At 70.6% G+C, this 19,600-nt stretch carries 22 protein-coding genes; 9 read left to right on the plus strand and 13 right to left on the minus strand.

Annotated features, from left to right (window positions below; translation table 11 throughout):
- The gene (locus CRP56_RS31345) at positions 1–945 is read right to left on the minus strand and encodes a hypothetical protein (RefSeq protein ID WP_097269650.1); all 945 of its coding nucleotides are present in this window, start codon (positions 943–945) and stop codon (positions 1–3) included.
- Between the two features lie 80 nt (positions 946–1,025).
- Between CRP56_RS31345 and CRP56_RS31350 the strand changes: the two genes are divergently transcribed.
- Complete coding sequence (locus tag CRP56_RS31350) at positions 1,026–1,220, plus strand: DUF3046 domain-containing protein (protein WP_059198518.1); 195 nt, start codon at positions 1,026–1,028, stop codon at positions 1,218–1,220.
- Between the two features lie 60 nt (positions 1,221–1,280).
- Positions 1,281–2,534, plus strand: a complete 1,254-nt coding sequence (locus CRP56_RS31355; RefSeq protein WP_097269652.1) for an AI-2E family transporter — start codon at positions 1,281–1,283, stop codon at positions 2,532–2,534.
- Here the strand turns inward: CRP56_RS31355 and CRP56_RS31360 are convergent.
- Positions 2,531–3,289, minus strand: a complete 759-nt coding sequence (locus CRP56_RS31360) for a class I SAM-dependent methyltransferase (RefSeq protein ID WP_097269654.1) — start codon at positions 3,287–3,289, stop codon at positions 2,531–2,533. The genes CRP56_RS31355 and CRP56_RS31360 overlap by 4 nt on opposite strands.
- A 300-nt stretch (positions 3,290–3,589) precedes the next feature.
- Here CRP56_RS31360 and recA point away from each other — a divergent pair, with 300 nt between their 5' ends.
- Together recA and recX are read left to right on the plus strand one after the other, a co-directional pair.
- Complete coding sequence (gene recA / locus CRP56_RS31365) at positions 3,590–4,717, plus strand: recombinase RecA (protein ID WP_059198520.1); 1,128 nt, start codon at positions 3,590–3,592, stop codon at positions 4,715–4,717.
- Between the two features lie 4 nt (positions 4,718–4,721).
- The gene (gene recX / locus CRP56_RS31370) at positions 4,722–5,645 is read left to right on the plus strand and encodes a recombination regulator RecX (RefSeq protein ID WP_097269656.1); all 924 of its coding nucleotides are present in this window, start codon (positions 4,722–4,724) and stop codon (positions 5,643–5,645) included.
- A 102-nt stretch (positions 5,646–5,747) separates the two neighbouring features.
- On the opposite strand, the gene CRP56_RS31375 is transcribed toward recX, so the two are convergent.
- From CRP56_RS31375 to CRP56_RS31405, 8 genes are all read right to left on the minus strand, one after another.
- Entirely contained in the window at positions 5,748–6,152 is a 405-nt protein-coding gene (locus CRP56_RS31375; protein WP_097269658.1) for a rhodanese-like domain-containing protein, read from the minus strand.
- The gene (locus CRP56_RS31380) at positions 6,149–6,688 is read right to left on the minus strand and encodes a cysteine dioxygenase (protein WP_097269660.1); all 540 of its coding nucleotides are present in this window, start codon (positions 6,686–6,688) and stop codon (positions 6,149–6,151) included. The genes CRP56_RS31375 and CRP56_RS31380 overlap by 4 nt, the downstream gene beginning before the upstream one ends.
- A 79-nt stretch (positions 6,689–6,767) precedes the next feature.
- The gene (locus tag CRP56_RS49335; RefSeq protein ID WP_318722129.1) at positions 6,768–6,854 is read right to left on the minus strand and encodes a putative leader peptide; all 87 of its coding nucleotides are present in this window, start codon (positions 6,852–6,854) and stop codon (positions 6,768–6,770) included.
- Positions 6,855–6,969: 115 nt separating this feature from the next.
- Positions 6,970–8,574 carry an FAD-dependent monooxygenase gene (locus CRP56_RS31385; protein ID WP_097269663.1) on the minus strand — a complete coding sequence of 535 codons (1,605 nt, stop codon included), beginning with the start codon at positions 8,572–8,574 and terminating at the stop codon, positions 6,970–6,972.
- 206 nt (positions 8,575–8,780) lie between these two features.
- Positions 8,781–9,719, minus strand: coding sequence for an amino acid ABC transporter permease (locus CRP56_RS31390; protein ID WP_097269665.1), 939 nt, complete (start codon positions 9,717–9,719; stop codon positions 8,781–8,783).
- Positions 9,716–10,390 (minus strand): amino acid ABC transporter permease, encoded by a 675-nt coding sequence (locus CRP56_RS31395; protein WP_097274632.1) that lies wholly within the window; start codon positions 10,388–10,390, stop codon positions 9,716–9,718. Before CRP56_RS31395 ends, CRP56_RS31390 begins: the two co-directional genes overlap by 4 nt.
- A 99-nt stretch (positions 10,391–10,489) precedes the next feature.
- Positions 10,490–11,335 (minus strand): glutamate ABC transporter substrate-binding protein, encoded by an 846-nt coding sequence (locus CRP56_RS31400; protein WP_097269666.1) that lies wholly within the window; start codon positions 11,333–11,335, stop codon positions 10,490–10,492.
- Positions 11,336–11,425: 90 nt separating this feature from the next.
- On the minus strand, positions 11,426–12,202 hold the full coding sequence (locus tag CRP56_RS31405; RefSeq protein WP_097269668.1) for an amino acid ABC transporter ATP-binding protein: 777 nt from the start codon (positions 12,200–12,202) through the stop codon (positions 11,426–11,428).
- A gap of 287 nt (positions 12,203–12,489) precedes the next feature.
- On the opposite strand from CRP56_RS31405, the gene CRP56_RS31410 reads away from it, so the two are divergent.
- Both CRP56_RS31410 and CRP56_RS31415 read left to right on the plus strand, forming a co-directional pair.
- Positions 12,490–13,176 (plus strand): response regulator transcription factor, encoded by a 687-nt coding sequence (locus tag CRP56_RS31410; protein WP_097269670.1) that lies wholly within the window; start codon positions 12,490–12,492, stop codon positions 13,174–13,176.
- A gap of 9 nt (positions 13,177–13,185) precedes the next feature.
- Positions 13,186–14,568, plus strand: coding sequence for a sensor histidine kinase (locus CRP56_RS31415; RefSeq protein WP_097269672.1), 1,383 nt, complete (start codon positions 13,186–13,188; stop codon positions 14,566–14,568).
- Positions 14,569–14,578: 10 nt separating this feature from the next.
- Here CRP56_RS31415 and CRP56_RS31420 read toward each other — a convergent pair whose 3' ends face one another.
- Positions 14,579–15,568, minus strand: coding sequence for a TAXI family TRAP transporter solute-binding subunit (locus CRP56_RS31420; RefSeq protein ID WP_097269675.1), 990 nt, complete (start codon positions 15,566–15,568; stop codon positions 14,579–14,581).
- A gap of 98 nt (positions 15,569–15,666) precedes the next feature.
- Between CRP56_RS31420 and CRP56_RS31425 the strand changes: the two genes are divergently transcribed.
- A complete protein-coding gene (locus CRP56_RS31425) occupies positions 15,667–16,098 on the plus strand; it encodes a MazG nucleotide pyrophosphohydrolase domain-containing protein (RefSeq protein ID WP_097269677.1) in 432 nt (143 codons plus the stop codon).
- Between the two features lie 32 nt (positions 16,099–16,130).
- On the opposite strand, the gene CRP56_RS31430 is transcribed toward CRP56_RS31425, so the two are convergent.
- Positions 16,131–17,336, minus strand: coding sequence for a cation:proton antiporter (locus CRP56_RS31430; protein ID WP_097269679.1), 1,206 nt, complete (start codon positions 17,334–17,336; stop codon positions 16,131–16,133).
- 8 nt (positions 17,337–17,344) lie between these two features.
- Positions 17,345–17,830 carry a cation:proton antiporter regulatory subunit gene (locus tag CRP56_RS31435; protein WP_059198533.1) on the minus strand — a complete coding sequence of 162 codons (486 nt, stop codon included), beginning with the start codon at positions 17,828–17,830 and terminating at the stop codon, positions 17,345–17,347.
- 175 nt (positions 17,831–18,005) lie between these two features.
- Here CRP56_RS31435 and CRP56_RS31440 point away from each other — a divergent pair, with 175 nt between their 5' ends.
- Positions 18,006–18,944 carry a sensor histidine kinase gene (locus tag CRP56_RS31440; RefSeq protein ID WP_257041271.1) on the plus strand — a complete coding sequence of 313 codons (939 nt, stop codon included), beginning with the start codon at positions 18,006–18,008 and terminating at the stop codon, positions 18,942–18,944.
- Positions 18,941–19,591, plus strand: coding sequence for a response regulator (locus CRP56_RS31445; protein ID WP_097269684.1), 651 nt, complete (start codon positions 18,941–18,943; stop codon positions 19,589–19,591). The genes CRP56_RS31440 and CRP56_RS31445 overlap by 4 nt, the downstream gene beginning before the upstream one ends.
- The last annotated feature ends 9 nt before the right edge of the window (positions 19,592–19,600 follow it).

The following is a 19,600-nucleotide window of genomic DNA, read 5'->3' on the forward strand; positions in this document are numbered from 1 at the left end:
TCAGCCGATCGAGCGGCCGTACGCCCTGAGGGTGCGCAGCGCCTCGATCGTCACCATGGGGCGGGCCTCCAGGGCCGTGCCGGGCGCCCATTGGCGCCAGCGGATCGGCCAGCCGCCGTCCTGGTCCTGTGCTGCCGCCAGGAAGTCCAGGGAGCGCTCCATCTCCTCGTCCGTGAACCACGCGCGCGCCAGCGAGTACGGCGTCCTGGCGTAGTCGTGCGGGAAGTGGTGCTCGCCGGGGGCGTAGCCCGGCGAGACGGGGTGGGTGTCCAGGTGCTCGGGGTCCAGGGCCGCGAGCCGGGTTTCGCGCACCAGGCGGCCCAGTCGGTCCGCGGCCGCCTCCGCGCGCGGGCGGTCGGGAGCGGAGTCCAGGAAGGCGACGGCGGCCTGGACCTCGTACGGGTGGGACTGCCGCAGGGACTCGACCGCGTGCCAGCAGAAGTCCGTGGCGCGGAACAGCCAGGCGTGCCACACCTCGTTGCGGTGCAGCAGGCCGACGACCGGGCCGGTGGCGAGGAGGGCGCTGGGCGGGTCGTCGACGATCGTGATGAAGGGGGCCGTGGGATAGCCGCGCTGGCCCGGAAGGATCGCCGGCAGGGCGCCGTCCGCGGTGGAGACCGAGGTCAGATAGCGGCACACCTGCTCCACGCGCCGGCCCCCGCAGCGTCCGATGGCGTCCAGGACGCGCAGGGCGTGCCCGGTGTGCAGGGGCTGGCTGACCGGGCCGCGCAGATCGGGCTCCAGGGCGTGGCCGTAACCGCCGTCCTCGTTGCGGTACGCGTCCAGCGCGGTCTCCACCGGGTCGGCGTCGCCGTTCAGGAAGTGGTGGGCGAAGAGACGCTGTTCCAGCACGCGCGCGGTGAGCCAGACGAAGTGCTCGGCGCGGAAGAGCGGGGAGTGCGCCTGGGGCGTCGGGGGGAGTGGGGAAGCTCCTGTTTCGGCCATGCGTCAGACCGTAGGGCGGAAAGCGGTCTCGGCAAGCGGTCCCGGCCGAGGCCCACCCCCAGGGGCGGGATACTGGGTTCATGCGGTTGACGGTCTTCTGGCAGCGGATGGCGGACCATTTCGGTCCGGGGTACGACGACACCTTCGCGCGCGACCACGTCATGGCCGAGCTCGGCGGGCGCACGGTGTACGAGGCCCTGGACGCCGGCTGGGACGCCAAGGACGTGTGGCGTGTGGTGTGCACCGTCATGAACGTGCCGCAAGAGAAGCGCTGACCGGTCACGAAGATCGCAGGGGGGGAGCGGATTGTCAGCGGCGTAGGCGAAACTTGCACCGTGGCACCCACTGACGAGACCGGCGAGGTCCCCCAGCACGCGTCCCCCCTCGGCACGACGCCGCCCGCCCGGCCCCCGGCCGACGGCGACGCCGGGGCGAACGCGCGCATGCCGCGCTGGCTGCCGCGTGCCGTGGTGCTCACGCTCGGCCTCTACGCCGCCTTCCAGCTGAGCACATGGGCCTTCCACCAGCTCACCGGGCTGCTGATCAACATCCTGATCGCGTTCTTCCTGGCCCTGGCCATCGAACCCGCGGTGAGCTGGATGGCCTCGCGCGGGATACGCCGAGGGGTCGGCACCTTCCTCGTCTTCCTCGCCGTGATGATCGTGTCCGCCGGGTTCATCACCCTGCTCGGGTCGATGCTCGCGGGGCAGATCATCAAGATCGTCGAGGACTTCCCCGATTACATCGACTCCGTCATCAGATGGATCAACACGCACTTCCACACCGATCTGAAGCGGATCGACGTCCAGGAGGGCCTGCTCAAGTCCGACTGGCTGCGCAATTACGTGCAGAACAGCGCCACCGGTGTCCTCGACCTGTCCGCACAGGTCCTCGGGGGGCTCTTCCAGCTGCTGACGATCACACTGTTCTCGTTCTACTTCGCCGCGGACGGCCCGCGACTGCGCCGCGCGCTCTGCTCCGTCCTGCCGCCCGCCCGGCAGGCCGAGGTGCTGCGCGCCTGGGAGATCGCCGTCGACAAGACCGGCGGCTACCTGTACTCGCGCGGTGTGATGGCGCTGATCTCCGGCATCGCGCACTACATCCTGCTGCAGGCGCTGGGAGTGCCCAACGCGCCCGTGCTCGCCGTCTGGGTGGGCCTGGTCTCGCAGTTCATCCCGACGATCGGCACGTATCTCGCAGGCGCCCTGCCGATGTTGATCGCGTTCACGGTCGATCCCTGGTACGCGCTGTGGGTGCTGATCTTCGTCGTGGTCTACCAGCAGTTCGAGAACTACATGCTCCAGCCCAAGCTGACCTCGAAGACCGTCGACGTCCATCCCGCCGTGGCCTTCGGCTCGGTCATCGCCGGCACCGCCCTCCTGGGCGCCGTCGGCGCGCTGGTCGCCATCCCGGCGGTCGCCACGCTCCAGGCGTTCCTGGGCGCGTATGTGAAGCGGTACGACGTCACGGACGACCCGCGCGTGCACGGCCACCGGCAGCGGGTCTCGGAGGGGCTGTTCAGGCGCGCGCGTGATGTCTGGTCACGGAGACCCGGCGACCGGGATTCCGGGGACGAAGCCGGTTCCTAGGCCGCGGACGGTCCCAGGTCGGTCACGAGCAGCCGGTAACCGACATCGATCGTCCCGAGCGTGAGCAGCTCGGCGTTGCGCGTCTGCCAGCGGCCGGTCCTCAGGTCGTCCGCGAGCCGGTTCAGCCCCGGCGCGAGCGCGTCGTCGCCGGTCTGGGCCAGCATGGAGACACCCGCGCGTACCTGCGGGTCGAGGTAGGCGTCCGGGCGACGCCAGTACGCGGCGCCGAAGCCGTCGACGCAGTCGTGGGGGACAGGGACCGGTTCCTGGCGTCCGCCGCCGAGCAGGTCGAGCAGCTGGTCGACGGGGACGGCCCGGAGGTCGTCGTACGAGGCCACTTCCGGCAGGTAGTCGCGGACGAGCCAGAACCGCTCGCGGAAGACACGCTGGTCCCAGGTCAGGACGACGATGCGACGGCGGGCGACCCTGCGCAATTCCCTGATCCCGGCGTCCAGGTCCGTCCAGTGGTGCACGGTCAGCAGGGCCATGACGGTGTCGGCGGCGTCGTCGCGCAGCGGCAGGTTCTCCGCCACCGCCTGCACCGCCGGCGCCGCTCCCGCCGGACGCTGGCTGATCATGACCTTGCTGGGCTCGACCGCGAGCACTGTCTGCGGCGGCTCGTAGGAACCGGCGCCCGCGCCGACGTTGACCACGTCCTGGGCGTCGCCGAGCGCGGCGTGGATCTGCGCGGCGATGCGCGGATCAGACCTGCGGGTCCGGGTGTAGGTCGCACCGAGCGTGTCGTAGGTGGCCATGACGGCAAGTATGGGAGGCGCGGAGTGCCGGACGCGTGGCCCGGGATCCCCGGGGTTGTCGGCTCCCGGACGTAGGCTCGGAAGTGCCGCGTGGTGCGCTTGACACGAAAATCGAACATCCATTCTTATGGAGGCGCGGGCGAGGCCCGAGAAGGGTCCGCGGTGGGCATTTGGGCATGGTTCGGATGGATAAGTGCCCGAGTTATCCACAGGTCGGACGGGCGTCGGGGCCCATTGTCAGTGGCAGGCGTTAGCGTCTTTCACGTGAAGCGATCGACTCAAGCAAACCGGGTGGAACCCATGGCAGGAACCGACCGCGAGAAGGCGCTGGACGCCGCGCTCGCACAGATTGAACGGCAGTTCGGCAAGGGCGCTGTCATGCGCATGGGCGAGCGGCCGAACGAGCCCATCGAGGTCATCCCCACCGGGTCGACCGCGCTCGACGTCGCGCTCGGCGTCGGTGGCATCCCGCGTGGCCGTGTGGTGGAGGTGTACGGGCCGGAGTCCTCCGGCAAGACGACCCTCACCCTGCACGCGGTGGCCAACGCGCAGCGGGCCGGCGGCCAGGTGGCCTTCGTGGACGCGGAGCACGCCCTCGACCCCGAGTACGCGCGCAAGCTCGGCGTCGACGTCGACAACCTGATCCTCTCCCAGCCGGACAACGGCGAGCAGGCCCTGGAGATCGTGGACATGCTGGTCCGCTCCGGTGCCCTCGACCTGATCGTCATCGACTCCGTCGCCGCGCTCGTCCCGCGCGCGGAGATCGAGGGCGAGATGGGCGACAGCCACGTCGGTCTCCAGGCCCGACTGATGAGCCAGGCCCTGCGGAAGATCACCAGCGCGCTCAACCAGTCCAAGACCACCGCGATCTTCATCAACCAGCTCCGCGAGAAGATCGGCGTGATGTTCGGCTCCCCGGAGACCACGACCGGTGGCCGGGCGCTGAAGTTCTACGCCTCGGTGCGCATGGACATCCGCCGTATCGAGACCCTGAAGGACGGCACCGACGCGGTCGGCAACCGCACCCGCGTCAAGGTCGTCAAGAACAAGGTCGCGCCGCCCTTCAAGCAGGCCGAGTTCGACATCCTCTACGGCCAGGGCATCAGCCGCGAGGGCGGTCTGATCGACATGGGCGTGGAGCACGGCTTCGTGCGCAAGGCCGGTGCCTGGTACACGTACGAGGGCGACCAGCTCGGCCAGGGCAAGGAGAACGCCCGTAACTTCCTGAAGGACAACCCCGACCTGGCCAACGAGATCGAGAAGAAGATCAAGGAGAAGCTGGGCGTCGGCGTCCGTCCCGAGGAGCCGACCGCCGAGCCGGGCGCGGACGCGGCGGTCGCCACCCCCGCGGACGACGCCGCGAAGACGGTCCCCGCACCGGCGGCGGCCAAGACGGCCAAGACCAAGGCCGCGGCAGCCAAGAGCTGACGCGGTGACTCGGCGAACCGACTGGGCCGAGTACGCCTACCCGGACGCTCCGCGCGACCGGGAAAGGGGCGCCACCGGCGCCGAGGCCCAGGGCAGTCACGGGGGATACGGCAGGACGCCGTCGTACGGCACGGACGGGGAGTACGACGGCGGCGGGCCGGACGGCGCGTGGGGAGAACACGCGCCGAGCGAGGGCGGGTCGGGCGGCGACGAGTGGCCTGAGAGCGGTTCCGGCTACGGAGCCGGCTCCACCGGCGCGGGCTCGCGCAGGGGCGGCCGCCGGGCACGCGGCGAGGGTGGCTCACGCGGGGGACGTGGGCGCCGTCGGCGCGGCTTCGGAGAGTCGCCCGGGGAACCGGCCGACGACCCGTCCGATACGGACGGAGGCATCTCTTCCTCGTCGAGGGCCGAGAAGGGGGAGCCTTCAGCGGACCCGGTCGAGCGGGCGCGGGCGATCTGTCTGCGCCTGCTCACCGGGACCCCGCGCACCCGCAAGCAACTCGCGGACGCCCTGAGCAAGAAGGGGATTCCTCAGGAGGCGGCGGAGGAGGTGCTGTCGCGGTTCGAGGAGGTCGGACTGATCAACGACAGCGCGTTCGCCGACGCCTGGGTGGAGTCCCGGCATCACGGCCGGGGGCTCGCCCGGCGGGCGCTCGCCCAGGAACTGCGGACCAAGGGCGTGGACTCCACGCTGATCGAAGCGGCCGTCTCGCAGCTCGACTCCGAGCAGGAGGAGACGACGGCGCGTGAGCTGGTCGACCGCAAGCTGCGGGCCACGCGCGGCCTCGACCGGGACAAGCGGCTGCGCCGGCTGGCGGGGATGCTCGCCAGGAAGGGGTATCCCGAGGGCATGGCTCTGCGGGTGGTGCGGCAGGCGCTCGAGGAGGAGGGCGAGGAGGCGGAATTCCTTGAGGGGGAGGGGTTTTGAGGTGGAGGGGTGGGGGCCGAGGGGCTCGCGACTGAGAGCGGCTGAGACACCTCGACGGCCCCACCGACGAGCACGTCGCCTGGGCTGACCACGCCCACGCGGCTACGCCGACGTCACCGGCAATCCCGACGCCCGCCACGCCTGGAACCCGCCCACCAGGTCCGTGGCCCGGTGCAACCCCAGCTGGTGCAGGGACGCGGCCGCGAGGCTGGAGGCGTAGCCCTCGTTGCAGATCACCACGACCCGCAGGTCATGGCTCGTGGCCTCAGAGGCACGGTGGCTGCCGCGCGGGTCGAGGCGCCACTCCAGTTCGTTGCGCTCGACGACGAGGGCGCCGGGAATCAGCCCGTCCCGGTCGCGCAGGGCGGCGTAACGGATGTCCACCAGCAGCGCCTCACCGCGCTGAGCGGCGTCGTACGCCTCCCGTGCCTCGATCCGGTCGTAGCGCTCGCGGACCTGTTCCAGCAACTCGTCGATACCGACGGGCTGTTCGCGCGTTCCGCTCACTGCCAGTCCTCCGGACGCTCCACGTGCTCCAGACGCAGGACCTGCGCGGTCCGACTGTAGCGGCGGATCTGCGGCAGGGGCGGATAGTAGGCGTGCACCGAGATCGCGTGCTCGTCCGTGGACTCGTTGAGCACCTCGTGGACGTGGTGCTGTCCGAAGGAGCGGCCCTTGCCGGCCGGCAGCCGCCGTTCCCGGTCCACTCCGTCGGTGAGTTCCAGGGTCTTCCAGCCGTCCGCCGGCAGCCGGACGGCGAGCGAGTTCTCCTTGAGCTCGCCGGAAGCCGTTACGAAGGCGCCGACGGACTCGGCGTGGTCGTGCCAGCCGGTGCCCGTGCCGGGCGGCCAGCCGATCAGCCAGGCCTCGCTGCCACCCGGACCTTCCAGGCGCACCCAGGTGCGGCCCTCCGGGTCGAGCGGGAGCGAGGAGATCAGCTCGGCGTCGGCCGCGGTACGCCGTACGAAGTCAAGCAGTTCGGCCTGCGTGGGCGCCGACGCGCCGACGGAAGGGGTGGTCGATGGAGCAGGGGAGACAGACACGGGCACCGTCCTGAAGAGCGTTCGCGGAACGCGCGCGACGGCACCACGGGCACGGCACGCGCGGGAGAAAGCAGGCGAATCAGAACGACGGACGACACACGCAGCCCGCATAGCGGACCAGGTCCATATGGACCCTCCGCCACAGGCGCACACAGGTGTCGGTCATGAGGCGGATTACAGCATCACGGTGCAGAACGGGTCAACTCAGCGTCACTATGTGGAACGCACGCCTGTGCGAGGGCCGCGACCAGCTCTCCCGTTCGGGGGGATCCCGCCCTGCCTCAGCGCGTTCCCGCCCCCGCCTCGGCCTCCGTCTTCGTCGGTCCGCCCACCGTCGCCTCCGCGGCCGCGTACAGATCGGCGGGCCGGACCCCGCTCAGCGCGGTCACGAGATGGCCGTCGGGGCGTACCAGCAGAACGCTGTGCGCGGCGGCCCCGGGGTAACTCTCCGCGACCAGCAGCTCGGCGGTGTGCGGCAGCGCCGTCACCGCGGCCGCGAGCCGCGGCATCACCCCGGCGGTCACCCAGTGCTTGCGGTCCCACACGCCCGTTCCCGGCGCGATCAGGACGACGAGCAGCGCCCCGCGATCGAGCCGGTCCCGGAGTCGTACGAACGAGCCGTCCTCGGCGGTGACCCGCACATCGGCGACCGGCGCCCCCGGTTCCGTGTCCACCGGGACCTCGCCCTCCAGGTGCCGGGGCGCCAGCGGGGAGTCGGCGTACGCCCCCGGCGCACCGAGTGCGCCGCGCCCCAGATGGCCGTCCGCGAGGAGTGCGTCATGGCCCCGGGCCGAGCCCGGGACATAAGCGCGCAGTCCGCCACCGCCGCGCAGCAGCGGCAGGGCCTGGTCGGCGGCGCGCAGCCGGGCGGCGACGACGCCACGGCGCTCGGCCTGGTAGCTGTCGAGCAGCGCCTCATGCGGGCCGTGGTGCCAGGCGAGCGCCAGCTTCCAGGCGAGGTTGTCGGCGTCCCTGAGCCCCTCGTCCAGCCCCTGGGTGCCGAGCGCGCCGAGCAGATGCGCCGCGTCCCCGGCGAGGAACACCCGGCCGACCCGCCAGCGCCGCGCGAGACGGTGGTGGACGGTGTGCACACCGGTGTCGAGCAGGTCGTACGGCGGTGTCGGGCCGTCCGTCCAGCCGGCGAGGGTCTCGCGGACGCGGGTGACGAGGAGTTCGGGTGTGACGAGGTCCTTGCCGGGCGGCAGGAGCCAGTCGAGGCGCCACACACCGTCCGGGAGGGGGCGGCCGCTGACCTCGCCAGCCGAGGGTCCCGAGGTCCGCCAGGGCGGCATCCGGTGGAGCAACGCCTCGCCTTCCCACGGAAGTTCCGTGCGCAGGGCGGCGACGGCGTGCCGCTCCACCGCCGTACGGCCGGGAAAGCGGATGTCGAGGAGTTTGCGGACCGTGGAGCGGGGGCCGTCGCAGCCGACCAGATAACTGCCGCGCCACCACGTGCCCTTGGGGCCGCGGGTGTGCGCGGTGACGCCGGACTTCTCCTGCTCCACGGTGTCGAGACGGCTGTCGACGGCGATCTTGACGAGGCGTTCGTCTGCGAGGGCCTCGCGCAGCAGGCCGGTCAGGACGTGCTGGGCGATGTGCAGGGGAGCCGGCTCCGCCGGGTCGTCGAAACTGACCTCGCGCATCACCTGCTTGCGCCGCAATGACCGCCATCCGGCCCAGTGGCAGCCGGCCTCGTCGAGCGCGACGCCGGTCAGCCGCTCCATCAGGGCGGCGGTGTCCTCGCGGAGCACGACCGTGCGGGCGAGGCGGGGTTCGTCCTTGCCGGGACCCTCGTCGAGGACTACGGACGGCACGTCCTGCCGGGCCAGCGCGAGGGCGAGCGTGAGCCCGACGGGCCCCGCGCCGACGATGATCACCGGGTCCACGGCGCGGCGCCCCCTGCCCGTGGCGGCGTCCCGGGGGACGTGAGTGAACAGAGGGTTGGAGCAGGGTGCGCGATCACAGAACGTATGCAACCTATTGCCGGTGCTTGCGTCAAGTGACGGAGGCAGTGGCGATCATGCCACTGCCTCCGCGTTGTTCACGGCACTGGGGCCGGGGCGTTCAAGCGACCTGACTGATCATCAGACAGTCACTGCTTCTTGGTGAAGGTGAAGCCACTCGGGCCGCCACCCTCGCCACCGGTCGCGAACGTGCCGCCCACCTCCCCGGCATTGATGTCGTCGATGTCATCGGCGCCCAGCACCGCCCCCGTGCTCCTCTTGCTCCGCCGCAGCCGCTTCTCCAGCCAGCTCGCGAAGCTGGTGAGGAGGAAGTTGACGATGATGTAGATGATCGCAACGACGACGAAGCTCTGGATGACGTTGGCGTAGTTCGCCGCGAGGGTCGCGCGCTCGCTGAGCAGCTCGGTGAAGCCGATCATGACGCCGCCGAGCGCGGTGTCCTTCACGATGACGACGAGCTGGCTGACGATGGCCGGGAGCATCGCGGTGACCGCCTGCGGGAGCAGGATCAGGCTCATCGTCTGGCCCTTGCGCAGGCCGACCGCCTGGGCCGCCTCCGTCTGCCCCTTGGGCAGCGCGAGGATGCCGGCCCGGACGATCTCGGCGAGGACCGCCGCGTTGTAGAGCACGAGGCCGGTGACGACCGCGTAGAGCGGCCGGTTCTCGGTACCGACGTCCGTCGAGCGGGCGTAGACCTCGTTGGCGAACAGCATGAGCAGCAGTACCGGGATGGAGCGGAAGAACTCGACCACCGTGCCGGCCACGCCCCGCACCCAGCGGTGGTCGGAGAGGCGGGCGATGCCGAAGACCGCGCCGAGCGGGAGGGCGATCACCATGGCGAGCGCGGCCGCCTTGAGGGTCTCTCCGAGGCCCGGCAGGAGGTAGGTAGTCCAGGTCTCCGACTGGGTGAACGGCTTCCACAGGGACCACTCCAGCTGGCCCTTGTCGTCCAGCGCCGACCAGACCCACCACGCCAGCAGGAGGAGCAGGACGACGAAGACCACCGAGAGGATCACATTGCGCCGCTTGGCGCGGGGGCCCGGAGTGTCGTAGAGGACCGAGCTCATCGCTTCACCGCCAGTCGCTTGCTCAGCCAGCCCAGGATGAGGCCGGTGGGCAGGGTCAGTACCACGAAACCGAAGGCGAAGATCGCGCCGATGAGCAGCGTCTGAGCCTCGTTCTCGATCATTTCCTTCATCAGGTACGCGGCCTCGGCGACGCCGATCGCGGCGGCCACGGTGGTGTTCTTCGTCAGCGCGATCAGCACGTTGGCCAGCGGGCCGATGACCGCCCGGAAGGCCTGCGGGAGCACGATGAGCCGCAGGGTCTGGGTGAAGTTCAGGCCGATCGCGCGGGCCGCCTCGGCCTGGCCCATCGGCACCGTGTTGATGCCGGAGCGCAGCGCCTCGCAGACGAAGGCCGCGGTGTAGGCGGTGAAGCCGAGGATCGCCAGCCGGAAGCCCTGGACCTTGAAGTCCGAGGCACCCATGGTCACGTGGAAGATGTCCGCGAGGCCGAGCGAGCAGAACAGGATGATCACCGTCAGGGGGATGTTCCGGACGATGTTCACGTAGGCGGTGCCGAACCCACGCATGAGCGGCACCGGGCTGACCCGCATCGCGGCCAGCAGGGTGCCCCAGACCAGGGAGCCGATGCCGGAGAAGAACGTGAGCTTCACCGTCATCCAGAAGGCGCCGAGCAGGGTCGGGTTGTCATAGTCGGAGATAAAGTCGAACACGATGTCCCGCGCTTCCGGGTGGGTGGCGTACGTGGACGGCACGGCGCGCCGCCGCCGACATCGCGGTGGACGGCGGCGCGCCTCTGGACCGTTGCGCTGTTACTTGACGATCACGCCGATCTTCGGGGCGGGCTCGTTCTTGTAGTTCGCCGGGCCGAAGTTGTCCTTGACGGCCTTGTCCCAGGAGCCGTCGCTCTCCATCTTCTCGAGAGCCTTGTTGATCTTGTCGACGGTCGCGGTGTCGCCCTTCTTCACGCCGATGCCGTAGTTCTCGTTGCTCAGCTTGAGGCCGGCGAGCTTGAACTTGCCCTTGTACTGCGACTGGGCGGCGAAGCCCGCGAGGATCGAGTCGTCGGTGGTGACGGCGTCGACGGTGCCGCTCTGGAGGGCCGCGATGCACTCGGAGTAGCCGCTGTACTCCTTGAGGTTGGCCTTCGGGGCGATGGTGTCGTGGACGTTCTGCGCCGAGGTCGAACCGGTCACCGAGCACAGGTTCTTGCCGTTGAGGTCGGTGGCCTTGGAGATGTCCGAGTCGGACTTGATCAGCAGGTCCTGGTGGGCCAGCAGGTACGGGCCGGCGAAGTCGACCTTCTTCTTGCGCTCGTCGTTGATCGAGTACGTCGCGGCGATGAACTTGACGTCACCACGCGCCAGCGCGTTCTCGCGGTCGGCGCTCTTGGTCTCGACGAACTCGATCTGGTCGGGCTTGTAGCCGAGCTCCTTGGCCACGTACGTCGCCACGTCCACGTCGAAGCCGGAGAAGGAACCGTCGGGCTTCTTGAGGCCGAGACCGGGCTGGTCGTACTTGATGCCGATCTTGATCTTGCCGCCGCCACCGGAACCGGAGCCCGAGTCGCTGTCGTTGTCGTCCCCGCCGCACGCGGTCGCGGTCAGCGAGAGGACGAGCGCAGCGGCAGCCGCGGCGGTGACCTTGCGGAGCTTCATGGTGAACATCCTTTGTGTGATGAGAGATGCGGGCCGTCGAGGCGGGTGGCGCGGGTCTGACGCGCTGTCAGTGAGGGGCAGCGGTCGCGGTCAGTGGTGCAGGATCTTGGACAGGAAGTCCTTGGCGCGGTCGCTGCGCGGAGCGCTGAAGAACTGGTCGGGCACAGCTTCCTCGACGATCCGGCCGTCCGCCATGAAGACCACCCGGTTCGCCGCCGAACGGGCGAACCCCATCTCGTGGGTGACGACGATCATGGTCATGCCGTCACGGGCGAGCTGCTGCATGACCTCGAGGACCTCGTTGATCATCTCGGGGTCGAGCGCCGAGGTGGGCTCGTCGAAGAGCATGACCTTGGGGTCCATGGCGAGCGCCCGGGCGATCGCGACACGCTGCTGCTGACCGCCGGAGAGCTGCGCGGGGTACTTGTCCGCCTGGCTGCCCACACCGACCCGGTCGAGCAGCGACCGGGCCTTCTCCTCGGCCGCCTTCTTGTCCGCCTTGCGGACCTTGATCTGGCCGAGCATCACGTTCTCGAGCACGGTCTTGTGCGCGAAGAGGTTGAAGGACTGGAAGACCATCCCGACGTCGGCCCGCAGCCGCGCCAGCTCCTTGCCCTCCGCGGGCAGGGGCTTGCCGTCGATGGCGATGGAGCCGGAGTCGATCGTCTCCAGGCGGTTGATGGTGCGGCACAGCGTCGACTTGCCGGACCCGGAGGGTCCGATGACGACGACGACCTCGCCGCGGGCGATCGTCAGATCGATGTCCTGGAGAACATGCAACGCGCCGAAGTGCTTGTTGACGCTCTTCAGGACGACCAGTTCGCCGGTTGCGGCCGCGTCTTCCTTGGCCACCGATACTTCGGTCATCGCTCTAGGGCTCCGTCCTCCTCGGTTTCGCAGGACAGTAGTGACCCCACGCGACCTGCGTCATTACCTTTGAGGGGAATCTGAGCATCACGATCCGATAGCAATCGGACACGTGTCGTAGCAGTTGCGAGCAGGGCGCATATCGGCCGGGTAACGGAAGCGGTCCGCAACCGGAACCCACTTGACGCCGTCCTCTTCCATCGGCGTGACTGCAACGTGCACGCGCGCGCGTGCACGCGTTTTGTACACATCTTGATCGTACGGCTGATGAAGCGAAGGAGGGCCGGATGAGACTGCTCCTCGTCGAGGACGACAATCACGTCGCCGCCGCCCTGTCCGCGGTCCTGGCCCGGCACGGGTTCGACGTGACGCACGCCCGAAGCGGGGAGGAAGCTCTCCAGGCCCTGGTCCCGGAAAGCGACGGATTCGGTGTCGTCCTGCTCGACCTGGGGCTGCCGGACCAGGACGGCTACGAGGTCTGCGGCAAGATCCGCAAGCGCACCAGCACCCCGGTGATCATGGTCACCGCGCGCGCCGACGTCCGCTCCCGCATCCACGGCCTCAACCTCGGTGCCGACGACTACGTGGTGAAGCCGTACGACACCGGAGAGCTGCTCGCCCGCATCCACGCCGTCAGCCGCCGCACCGCCCACGAGGACGCCCCGGGCGGCGCCGACACCACGCTGGTCCTCGGGCCGGTCCACATCGAGCTGCCGACCCGTCAGGTCAGCGTGGACGGTTCCGTCGTCCAGCTCACCCGCAAGGAGTTCGACCTGCTCGCCCTGTTGGCCCAGCGCCCGGGCGTGGTCTTCCGCCGGGAGCAGATCATCAGCGAGGTGTGGCGCACCAGCTGGGAGGGGACCGGGCGCACGCTGGAGGTCCATGTCGCCTCCCTGCGCGCCAAGTTGCGCATGCCGGCCCTCATCGAGACCGTACGCGGCGTCGGCTACCGGCTCGTCGTCCCGTCCGCGTAGCAGGCCCAGGTGCGCACCCGACTCCTCCCGCTGCTCATCGTCCTCATGGCCGCCGTGCTGCTGGCGCTGGGCATCCCGCTCGGCATCGGCATGGCCTCGGCCCAACAGCAGAAAGTGGTCGTCGACCGGATCGACGACACCGCGCACTTCGCGGCCCTCGCCCAGTACGTGACCGGGCCCGACGACGAGCGTCAGGACACGCTGGAGAGCGAACTCGAGAGCTACTACGAGGTATACGACATCCGCGTCGGCGTCTTCTACCGCACCGACGTGCCCATGGCCAACGCGCCGGCGACCTGGTTCCTCCCCGAGACGGGTGAGGTGCGCGAGGCGTTCGAGGAGGCGCGGCTGAGCCGGCGCAGCCAGAACCCGCACCAGATCTGGCCCTGGGAGCGCACCCGGCTCGTCGTCGCCTCCCCGGTGATCCGGGACGGTGACGTCGTCGCGGTCGTCGTCACCGACTCGCCGACCGGGGAGATGCGTTCGCGGATCCTGCACGACTGGCTGGTGATCGGCGCGGGCCTGATGGCCGCGATGCTGCTGGCCGTCGGTGCCGCGCTACGGCTCACCGGGTGGGTGCTGCGGCCCGTACGCGTCCTGGACGCCACCACGCACGCGATCGCCAGCGGCAGCCTGAAGTCCAGGGTCGCCGCCGCCGGCGGGCCGCCGGAACTCCGGCGCCTGGCCCGCTCGTTCAACGAGATGGCGGACAACGTCGAGGACGTCCTGGAGCAGCAGCGCGCCTTCGTCGCCGACGCCTCCCACCAACTGCGCAATCCGCTCGCCGCGTTGCTGCTGCGCATCGAGCTGCTCGCCTTCGAACTCCCGGAGGGCAACAAGGAGATCGCCTCGGTCCAGATGGAGGGCAAGCGGCTCGCACAGGTCCTGGACGACCTGCTCGACCTCGCGCTGGCCGAGCACACCGACGCGGACCTGCGCATCACCGACATCGGCGCGCTGGCCGCCGAACGGGTCGCGGCCTGGGCACCGACCGCCGAGGCCAAGGGCGTGACCCTGGTCGGCGACTGCCCGCCGACCACCGCCTGGGCCGACCCGGTGACCCTGTCCAGCGCGCTGGACGCGGTCATCGACAACGCCGTGAAGTTCACGCCCGAGGGCGAGCGCGTCGAGGTCACGGTCTCCTCCGACGGCGAGACGGCGAAGGTCGTGGTCAGGGACCACGGCCCCGGCCTCACCGACGAGGAACTCGCCCGTGTCGGCGACCGCTTCTGGCGCAGCGGCCGCCATCAGAACGTCAAGGGCTCCGGCCTCGGCCTGTCCATCTCCCGCGCCCTGCTGGCCGCGGGCGGCGGCGCGATCTCGTACGAGCACCACGAACCGCACGGCCTGAAGGTGACGGTGACGGTGCCGCGCAGCGGTTCCGGCGTCTGACGGGGAAGCGTTACGGCTTGACCGAGCGGTAGTAGCGGCGGGCGCCGTCGTGGAGTTGCAGCGGGGAGGTGTAGATCGCCGTGCGCAGATCGACCAGTTGGGCCGAGTGCACCTCGGCGCCGATCTTGTCCCGGCTGCGCAGGACGGTCCGGGTCAGCCACTCGGTGAGCCGGGGGTCGAGGTCCTTGCGGGTGATCAGCAGATTGGAGACGGCGATCGTCGGGACCGAGTACCCCTTCTGGACGTCGTAGGTCGACTCCGGGATGTTGGTCGGGCGGTAGTAGCGCATGGCCGCGCCCTGGGTGTGCAGCTTGCTGATCAGATCGCTGCCTATCGGCACGAACTTGAAGGACTCGCTCTCGGCGAGGGGCTGCAGACCCCGGGTCGGCAGTCCGCCGGACCAGAAGAACGCGTCGAACGTACGGCCGAGTCGGGACGCGTCGTTGATGCCGTACGGCAAGGCCGTGATGTCCTTGTCCGGGTCGATGCCGGCCGCCGCCAGCACACGGTCGGCGATCAGCCGCACCCCCGACTTGGGCAGGCCCACGGCCACCCGCTTGCCCTTCAGGTCGGCGACCGACCGGATGTCGGAGCCCGGTGGGACGATGAGCTGCACATAGTCGTCGTACAGGCGCGCGACACCGCGCAGCCCGGCGGCTTCGGCCGGGTGGTCGAGTGCGTACGTCTCCACGGCGTCGGCCGCCGCGATGGCGAAGTCGGCCTCGCCGGTCGCCACGCGCGCGACGTTGTCCTGGGAGCCGGCGCTGGTCTCCAGCTCCACCTTCAGGTCGGGCATGTCCTTGGCGAAGGCGTTGCTGAGCTGCTTGCCGTACTCCTCGTAGACGCCACCGCGCGAGCCCGTGCTGAACGTGATCGTCCCGCCCGGAGGGTCATCGCCGAGCGGCAGCAGCCACCACAGCAGCAGCCCGAGGGCCACGAAACCGGCGGCCGCGCCCTGAAGCGCCCGGCTTCTGCTGATGCGGCGGAACATGCTGGACATGCGCGCGATCCTGCCAGGCGGGACGCGGTGCTGGCCAGGGCGGGGATCACAAGGGTGCGGGGAGGGGAGGGGCGGCGCCCGATGGATAGGGTCGGCGTATGAGTTCTTCGCCCGCCGATCTCGTCCGTGCGTTCCATCTCGCCATGGGGATCGACGCCCGCAGCACGCCGACCGCGGTGTCGCCGGAGCTGGCCGCCCATCGCCGTGAACTGCTCGCCGAGGAGGCCGCGGAGGTGGCCGAGGTGTCGGTGGAAGGGCCCCTGGACCGGCTGGCGCACGAACTCGCCGACGTCGTGTACGTCGCGTACGGCACCGCCCTGGTGCACGGCATCGACCTCGACGCGGTGATCGCCGAGATCCACCGTTCCAACATGACCAAGCTGGGCCCCGACGGGCGCGTGGCCCGCCGGGCCGACGGCAAGGTGCTCAAGGGGGAGCACTACGAGGCGCCGGACGTGGCGGGGGTGCTGCGGCGACAGGGGTGGGTGCCGGAGGAGAGCGGCGGCTCGGCGGCGGACGAGGTGGCCTGACCTTCGGGCCCGACCCGCCCGGCCCGCGCTCCTCAGTCGATCACCGAAGGCTCCCGTACCGCCGGTTCCTCGTGGCGGGTGCGGAAGTGTCCCGCCCACCTCGACGCCAGCGGCTCCGTGTAGCGCGCGGTCAGGGGGCCGAGGACGACCAGGATCAGGACGTACGCCGTGGCGAGGGGACCGAGGGACGGTTCGATGCCCGCGCCGACCGCCAGGCCCGCGATGACGATCGAGAACTCGCCGCGGGCGACCAGCGCCCCGCCGGCCCGCCAGCGGCCCTTCTCGGAGATGCCGGCCCGCCGGGCCGCCCAGTAGCCGGTGGCGATCTTCGTCGCGGCCGTGACCAGTGCCAGCGCGAGGGCCGGCAACAGCACGGGCGGAATGCTCGCCGGGTCCGTGTGCAGGCCGAAGAAGACGAAGAAGACCGCGGCGAACAGGTCCCGGAGCGGGCTGAGCAGCGTGTGCGCCCCTTCGGCCACCTCACCCGAGAGCGCGATGCCCACCAGGAACGCGCCCACCGCCGCCGACACCTGGAGCTGCTGGGCCACGCCCGCCACCAGGATGGTCAGCCCCAGCACCACCAGCAGCAGCTTCTCCGGGTCGTCGCTGGAGACGAAACGGGAGATCAGGCGGCCGTAGCGGACCGCGACGAACAGCACCAGGCCCGCCGCTCCCAGCGCGATCGCCAGCGTGAGGCTCCCCGCCATCAGCCCGGCGCCCGCCACCAGCGCGGTGACGATCGGCAGGTAGACCGCCATCGCGAGGTCCTCCAGGACCAGCACGCTGAGGATCACCGGGGTCTCGCGATTGCCGACCCTGCCCAGGTCGCCGAGGACCTTCGCGATCACGCCGGACGACGAGATCCAGGTGACGCCCGCCAGCACCACCGCGGCCACCGGGCCCCAGCCCAGCAGCAGCGCGGCCGCCGCTCCCGGCAGGGCGTTGAGGGCGGCGTCGACCAGGCCCGACGGATAGTGCGCCTTGAGGTTGGTGACCAGATCGCCCGCCGAGTACTCCAGGCCGAGCATCAGCAGGAGCAGGATGACGCCGATCTCGGCGCCGGTCGCGACGAACTCCTCGCTCGCGCCGAGCGGCAGCAGCCCGCCCTCGCCGAAGGCCAGCCCGGCCAGGAGATACAGCGGGATGGGGGAGAGGCTGAAGCGGGCGGCGAACCGGCCGAGGAGGCCGAGGCCGAGGATGATGGAACCGAACTCGATCAACAGGACCGCGGAATGCACCGGTTCCCTCACTCCCGCCCGAGTATCGCCGCGGCGGCGTCGACGCCCTCGCGGGTGCCGACGACGATGACCGTGTCCCCGCCCGCGAGCCGGAAGTCCGGCGCCGGGGACGGGATCGCCTCGGCCCGCCGCAGCACGGCGACGATCGACGCGCCCGTGTCCGTCCGCATGCGGGTCTCGCCCAGCAGCCGCCCGTTCCAGTGCGAGGCCGCCGCGACCTCGATGCGCTCGGCCACCAGTCCCAGGTCGGTGGTGTAGAGCAGGTTCGCGCTGTGGTGGGACGGCTTCAGCGCGTCGATCAGCGAGCCGGCCTCCGCGCCGGTCAGCCGCAGCGACTGGGCGCAGGAGTCGGGGTCGTCGGCCCGGTACACGCTCACCGTCCGGGCGCCGTCGCGGTGCGCCACCACGGACAGATGGCGGTGTTCCCGGGTCACGAGGTCGTACTGGACCCCGATCCCCGGCAGCGGCGTCGCCCTCAGGCGCGGTGCAGACACGTTTCTTCCCCTCATGGTCGGTGATCGTCCCGGTCGGTGGTCGCAGGTACCGGATGGGCATGCTGCCACCGCCCCGTACGGTGGCGACATGGGTGGCGTCACGGATATACGCGGGCGGGGAGACCGGCCGAGTCTGGTAGGGCAGGCATCGGAGGAGAGGGGCGGGAGCAGGAACGTGTCGCTGTTCTGGCGGATCTTCTCGCTCAACGCCGCCGGCCTGGTCGTGGCCGCCGCGCTGCTGCTGGGCCCGGTCACCGTGTCGACGCCCGTGACCTCGGCCGAGGCGGTCGTCGTGGTCGTGGGCCTGGCTGCGCTGCTGGCGGTGAACGCGCTGGTCCTGCGCATCGGCCTCGCCCCGCTCAAACGGCTGGGGCAGGCCATGGCCGCCGCCGACCTGCTCCGGCCCGGCGCCCGCGCCGCCGTCGCCGGTCCCACGGAAGCGGCGGCGCTCATCACGACGTACAACACCATGCTCGACCGGCTGGAGGCCGAGCGCGCCGCCGGAGCCGGGCGGGCACTGTCCGCGCAGGAGCGCGAACGCCACCACATCGCGCGCGAGCTGCACGACGAGGTCGGCCAGACCCTGACCGCCGTCCTCCTCCAGCTCAAGCGCGTCGCCGACCGGGCCCCCGAGGGACTGCGCGAGGAGGTGGCCCAGGCCCAGGAGGCCACGCGCGCGGGGCTCGACGAGATCCGCCGCATCGCCCGCCGACTGCGCCCCGGCGTCCTGGAGGAGCTCGGCCTGGCCAGCGCCCTGCGCTCACTCGCCGGCGAGTTCAGCGCGCCCGGCCTGACGGTGCGTCACCACGTCACCGGCGGACTGCCGCCCCTGACCGAGGAGTCCGAACTCGTGCTCTACCGGGTGGCCCAGGAGGGCCTCACCAACACGGCCCGGCACTCCGCCGCCGACCACGCCGAGATCCGGCTCCAGCCGGTCGCGGACGGCGTCGAACTCCTCGTACGGGACAACGGCAAGGGCATCGGGGACGCCACCGAGGGAGCCGGCATTCGGGGCATGCGGGAGCGGGCGCTGCTCATCGGGGCCGACCTCACGCTCGCGGCGGCTCCGGATGGCGGAACAGACGTACGACTGCTCGTCCGGGGGAACCGATGACCCCCGTTCGGGTACTGCTCGCCGACGACCACACCCTCGTACGACGGGGCGTACGGCTGATCCTGGACGGCGAGGACGACCTGACGGTCGTCGCCGAGGCCGGGGACGGGGCGGAGGCCGTCGAGCTGGCACGCGCGCGTGAGGTCGACCTTGCCGTCCTCGACATCGCCATGCCCCGGATGACCGGCCTCCAGGCGGCCCGCGAGCTGTCGCGACGGCTGCCGGAGCTGCGCATCCTCATCCTGACCATGTACGACAACGAGCAGTACTTCTTCGAGGCGCTCAAGGCCGGGGCCAGCGGTTATGTGCTGAAGTCCGTCGCCGACCGGGACCTGGTCGCGGCCTGCCGGAGCGCGGTGCGCGACGAGCCGTTCGTCTATCCCGGCGCGGAACGCGCTCTTGTACGGTCGTACCTGGACCGACTGCACCGGGGCGACGCGCTGCCCGCGCGGGCCGTCACCGAGCGCGAGGAGGAGATCCTCAAGCTCGTCGCCGAGGGCCACACGTCCAAGGAGATCGGCGAGCTGCTGTTCATCAGCACCAAGACGGTCGAACGGCACCGCGCGAACCTGCTGGCCAAGCTCGGGATGCGGGACCGGCTGGAGCTGACCCGGTACGCGATCCGCGCGGGGCTGATCGAACCGTGAGGGCTGCTC

Source organism: Streptomyces sp. TLI_55 (assembly GCF_900206255.1).
Classification (GTDB): Bacteria; Actinomycetota; Actinomycetes; order Streptomycetales; family Streptomycetaceae; genus Streptomyces; species Streptomyces aquilus.

Excerpts from the sequence above, each read along its gene's own strand:
- CRP56_RS31405 (WP_097269668.1), bottom strand. The coding sequence starts at position 12,202 with ATGACCGAAGTATCGGTGGCCAAGGAAGACGCGGCCGCAACCGGCGAA.
- CRP56_RS31445 (WP_097269684.1), top strand. The coding sequence starts at position 18,941 with ATGACCCCCGTTCGGGTACTGCTCGCCGACGACCACACCCTCGTACGA.
- recA (WP_059198520.1), top strand. The coding sequence starts at position 3,590 with ATGGCAGGAACCGACCGCGAGAAGGCGCTGGACGCCGCGCTCGCACAG.
- CRP56_RS31360 (WP_097269654.1), bottom strand. The coding sequence starts at position 3,289 with ATGGCCACCTACGACACGCTCGGTGCGACCTACACCCGGACCCGCAGG.
- CRP56_RS31400 (WP_097269666.1), bottom strand. The coding sequence starts at position 11,335 with ATGAAGCTCCGCAAGGTCACCGCCGCGGCTGCCGCTGCGCTCGTCCTC.
- CRP56_RS31420 (WP_097269675.1), bottom strand. The coding sequence starts at position 15,568 with ATGTCCAGCATGTTCCGCCGCATCAGCAGAAGCCGGGCGCTTCAGGGC.
- CRP56_RS31425 (WP_097269677.1), top strand. The coding sequence starts at position 15,667 with ATGAGTTCTTCGCCCGCCGATCTCGTCCGTGCGTTCCATCTCGCCATG.
- CRP56_RS31345 (WP_097269650.1), bottom strand. The coding sequence starts at position 945 with ATGGCCGAAACAGGAGCTTCCCCACTCCCCCCGACGCCCCAGGCGCAC.
- CRP56_RS31390 (WP_097269665.1), bottom strand. The coding sequence starts at position 9,719 with ATGAGCTCGGTCCTCTACGACACTCCGGGCCCCCGCGCCAAGCGGCGC.
- CRP56_RS49335 (WP_318722129.1), bottom strand. The coding sequence starts at position 6,854 with ATGACCGACACCTGTGTGCGCCTGTGGCGGAGGGTCCATATGGACCTG.
- CRP56_RS31410 (WP_097269670.1), top strand. The coding sequence starts at position 12,490 with ATGAGACTGCTCCTCGTCGAGGACGACAATCACGTCGCCGCCGCCCTG.
- CRP56_RS31350 (WP_059198518.1), top strand. The coding sequence starts at position 1,026 with ATGCGGTTGACGGTCTTCTGGCAGCGGATGGCGGACCATTTCGGTCCG.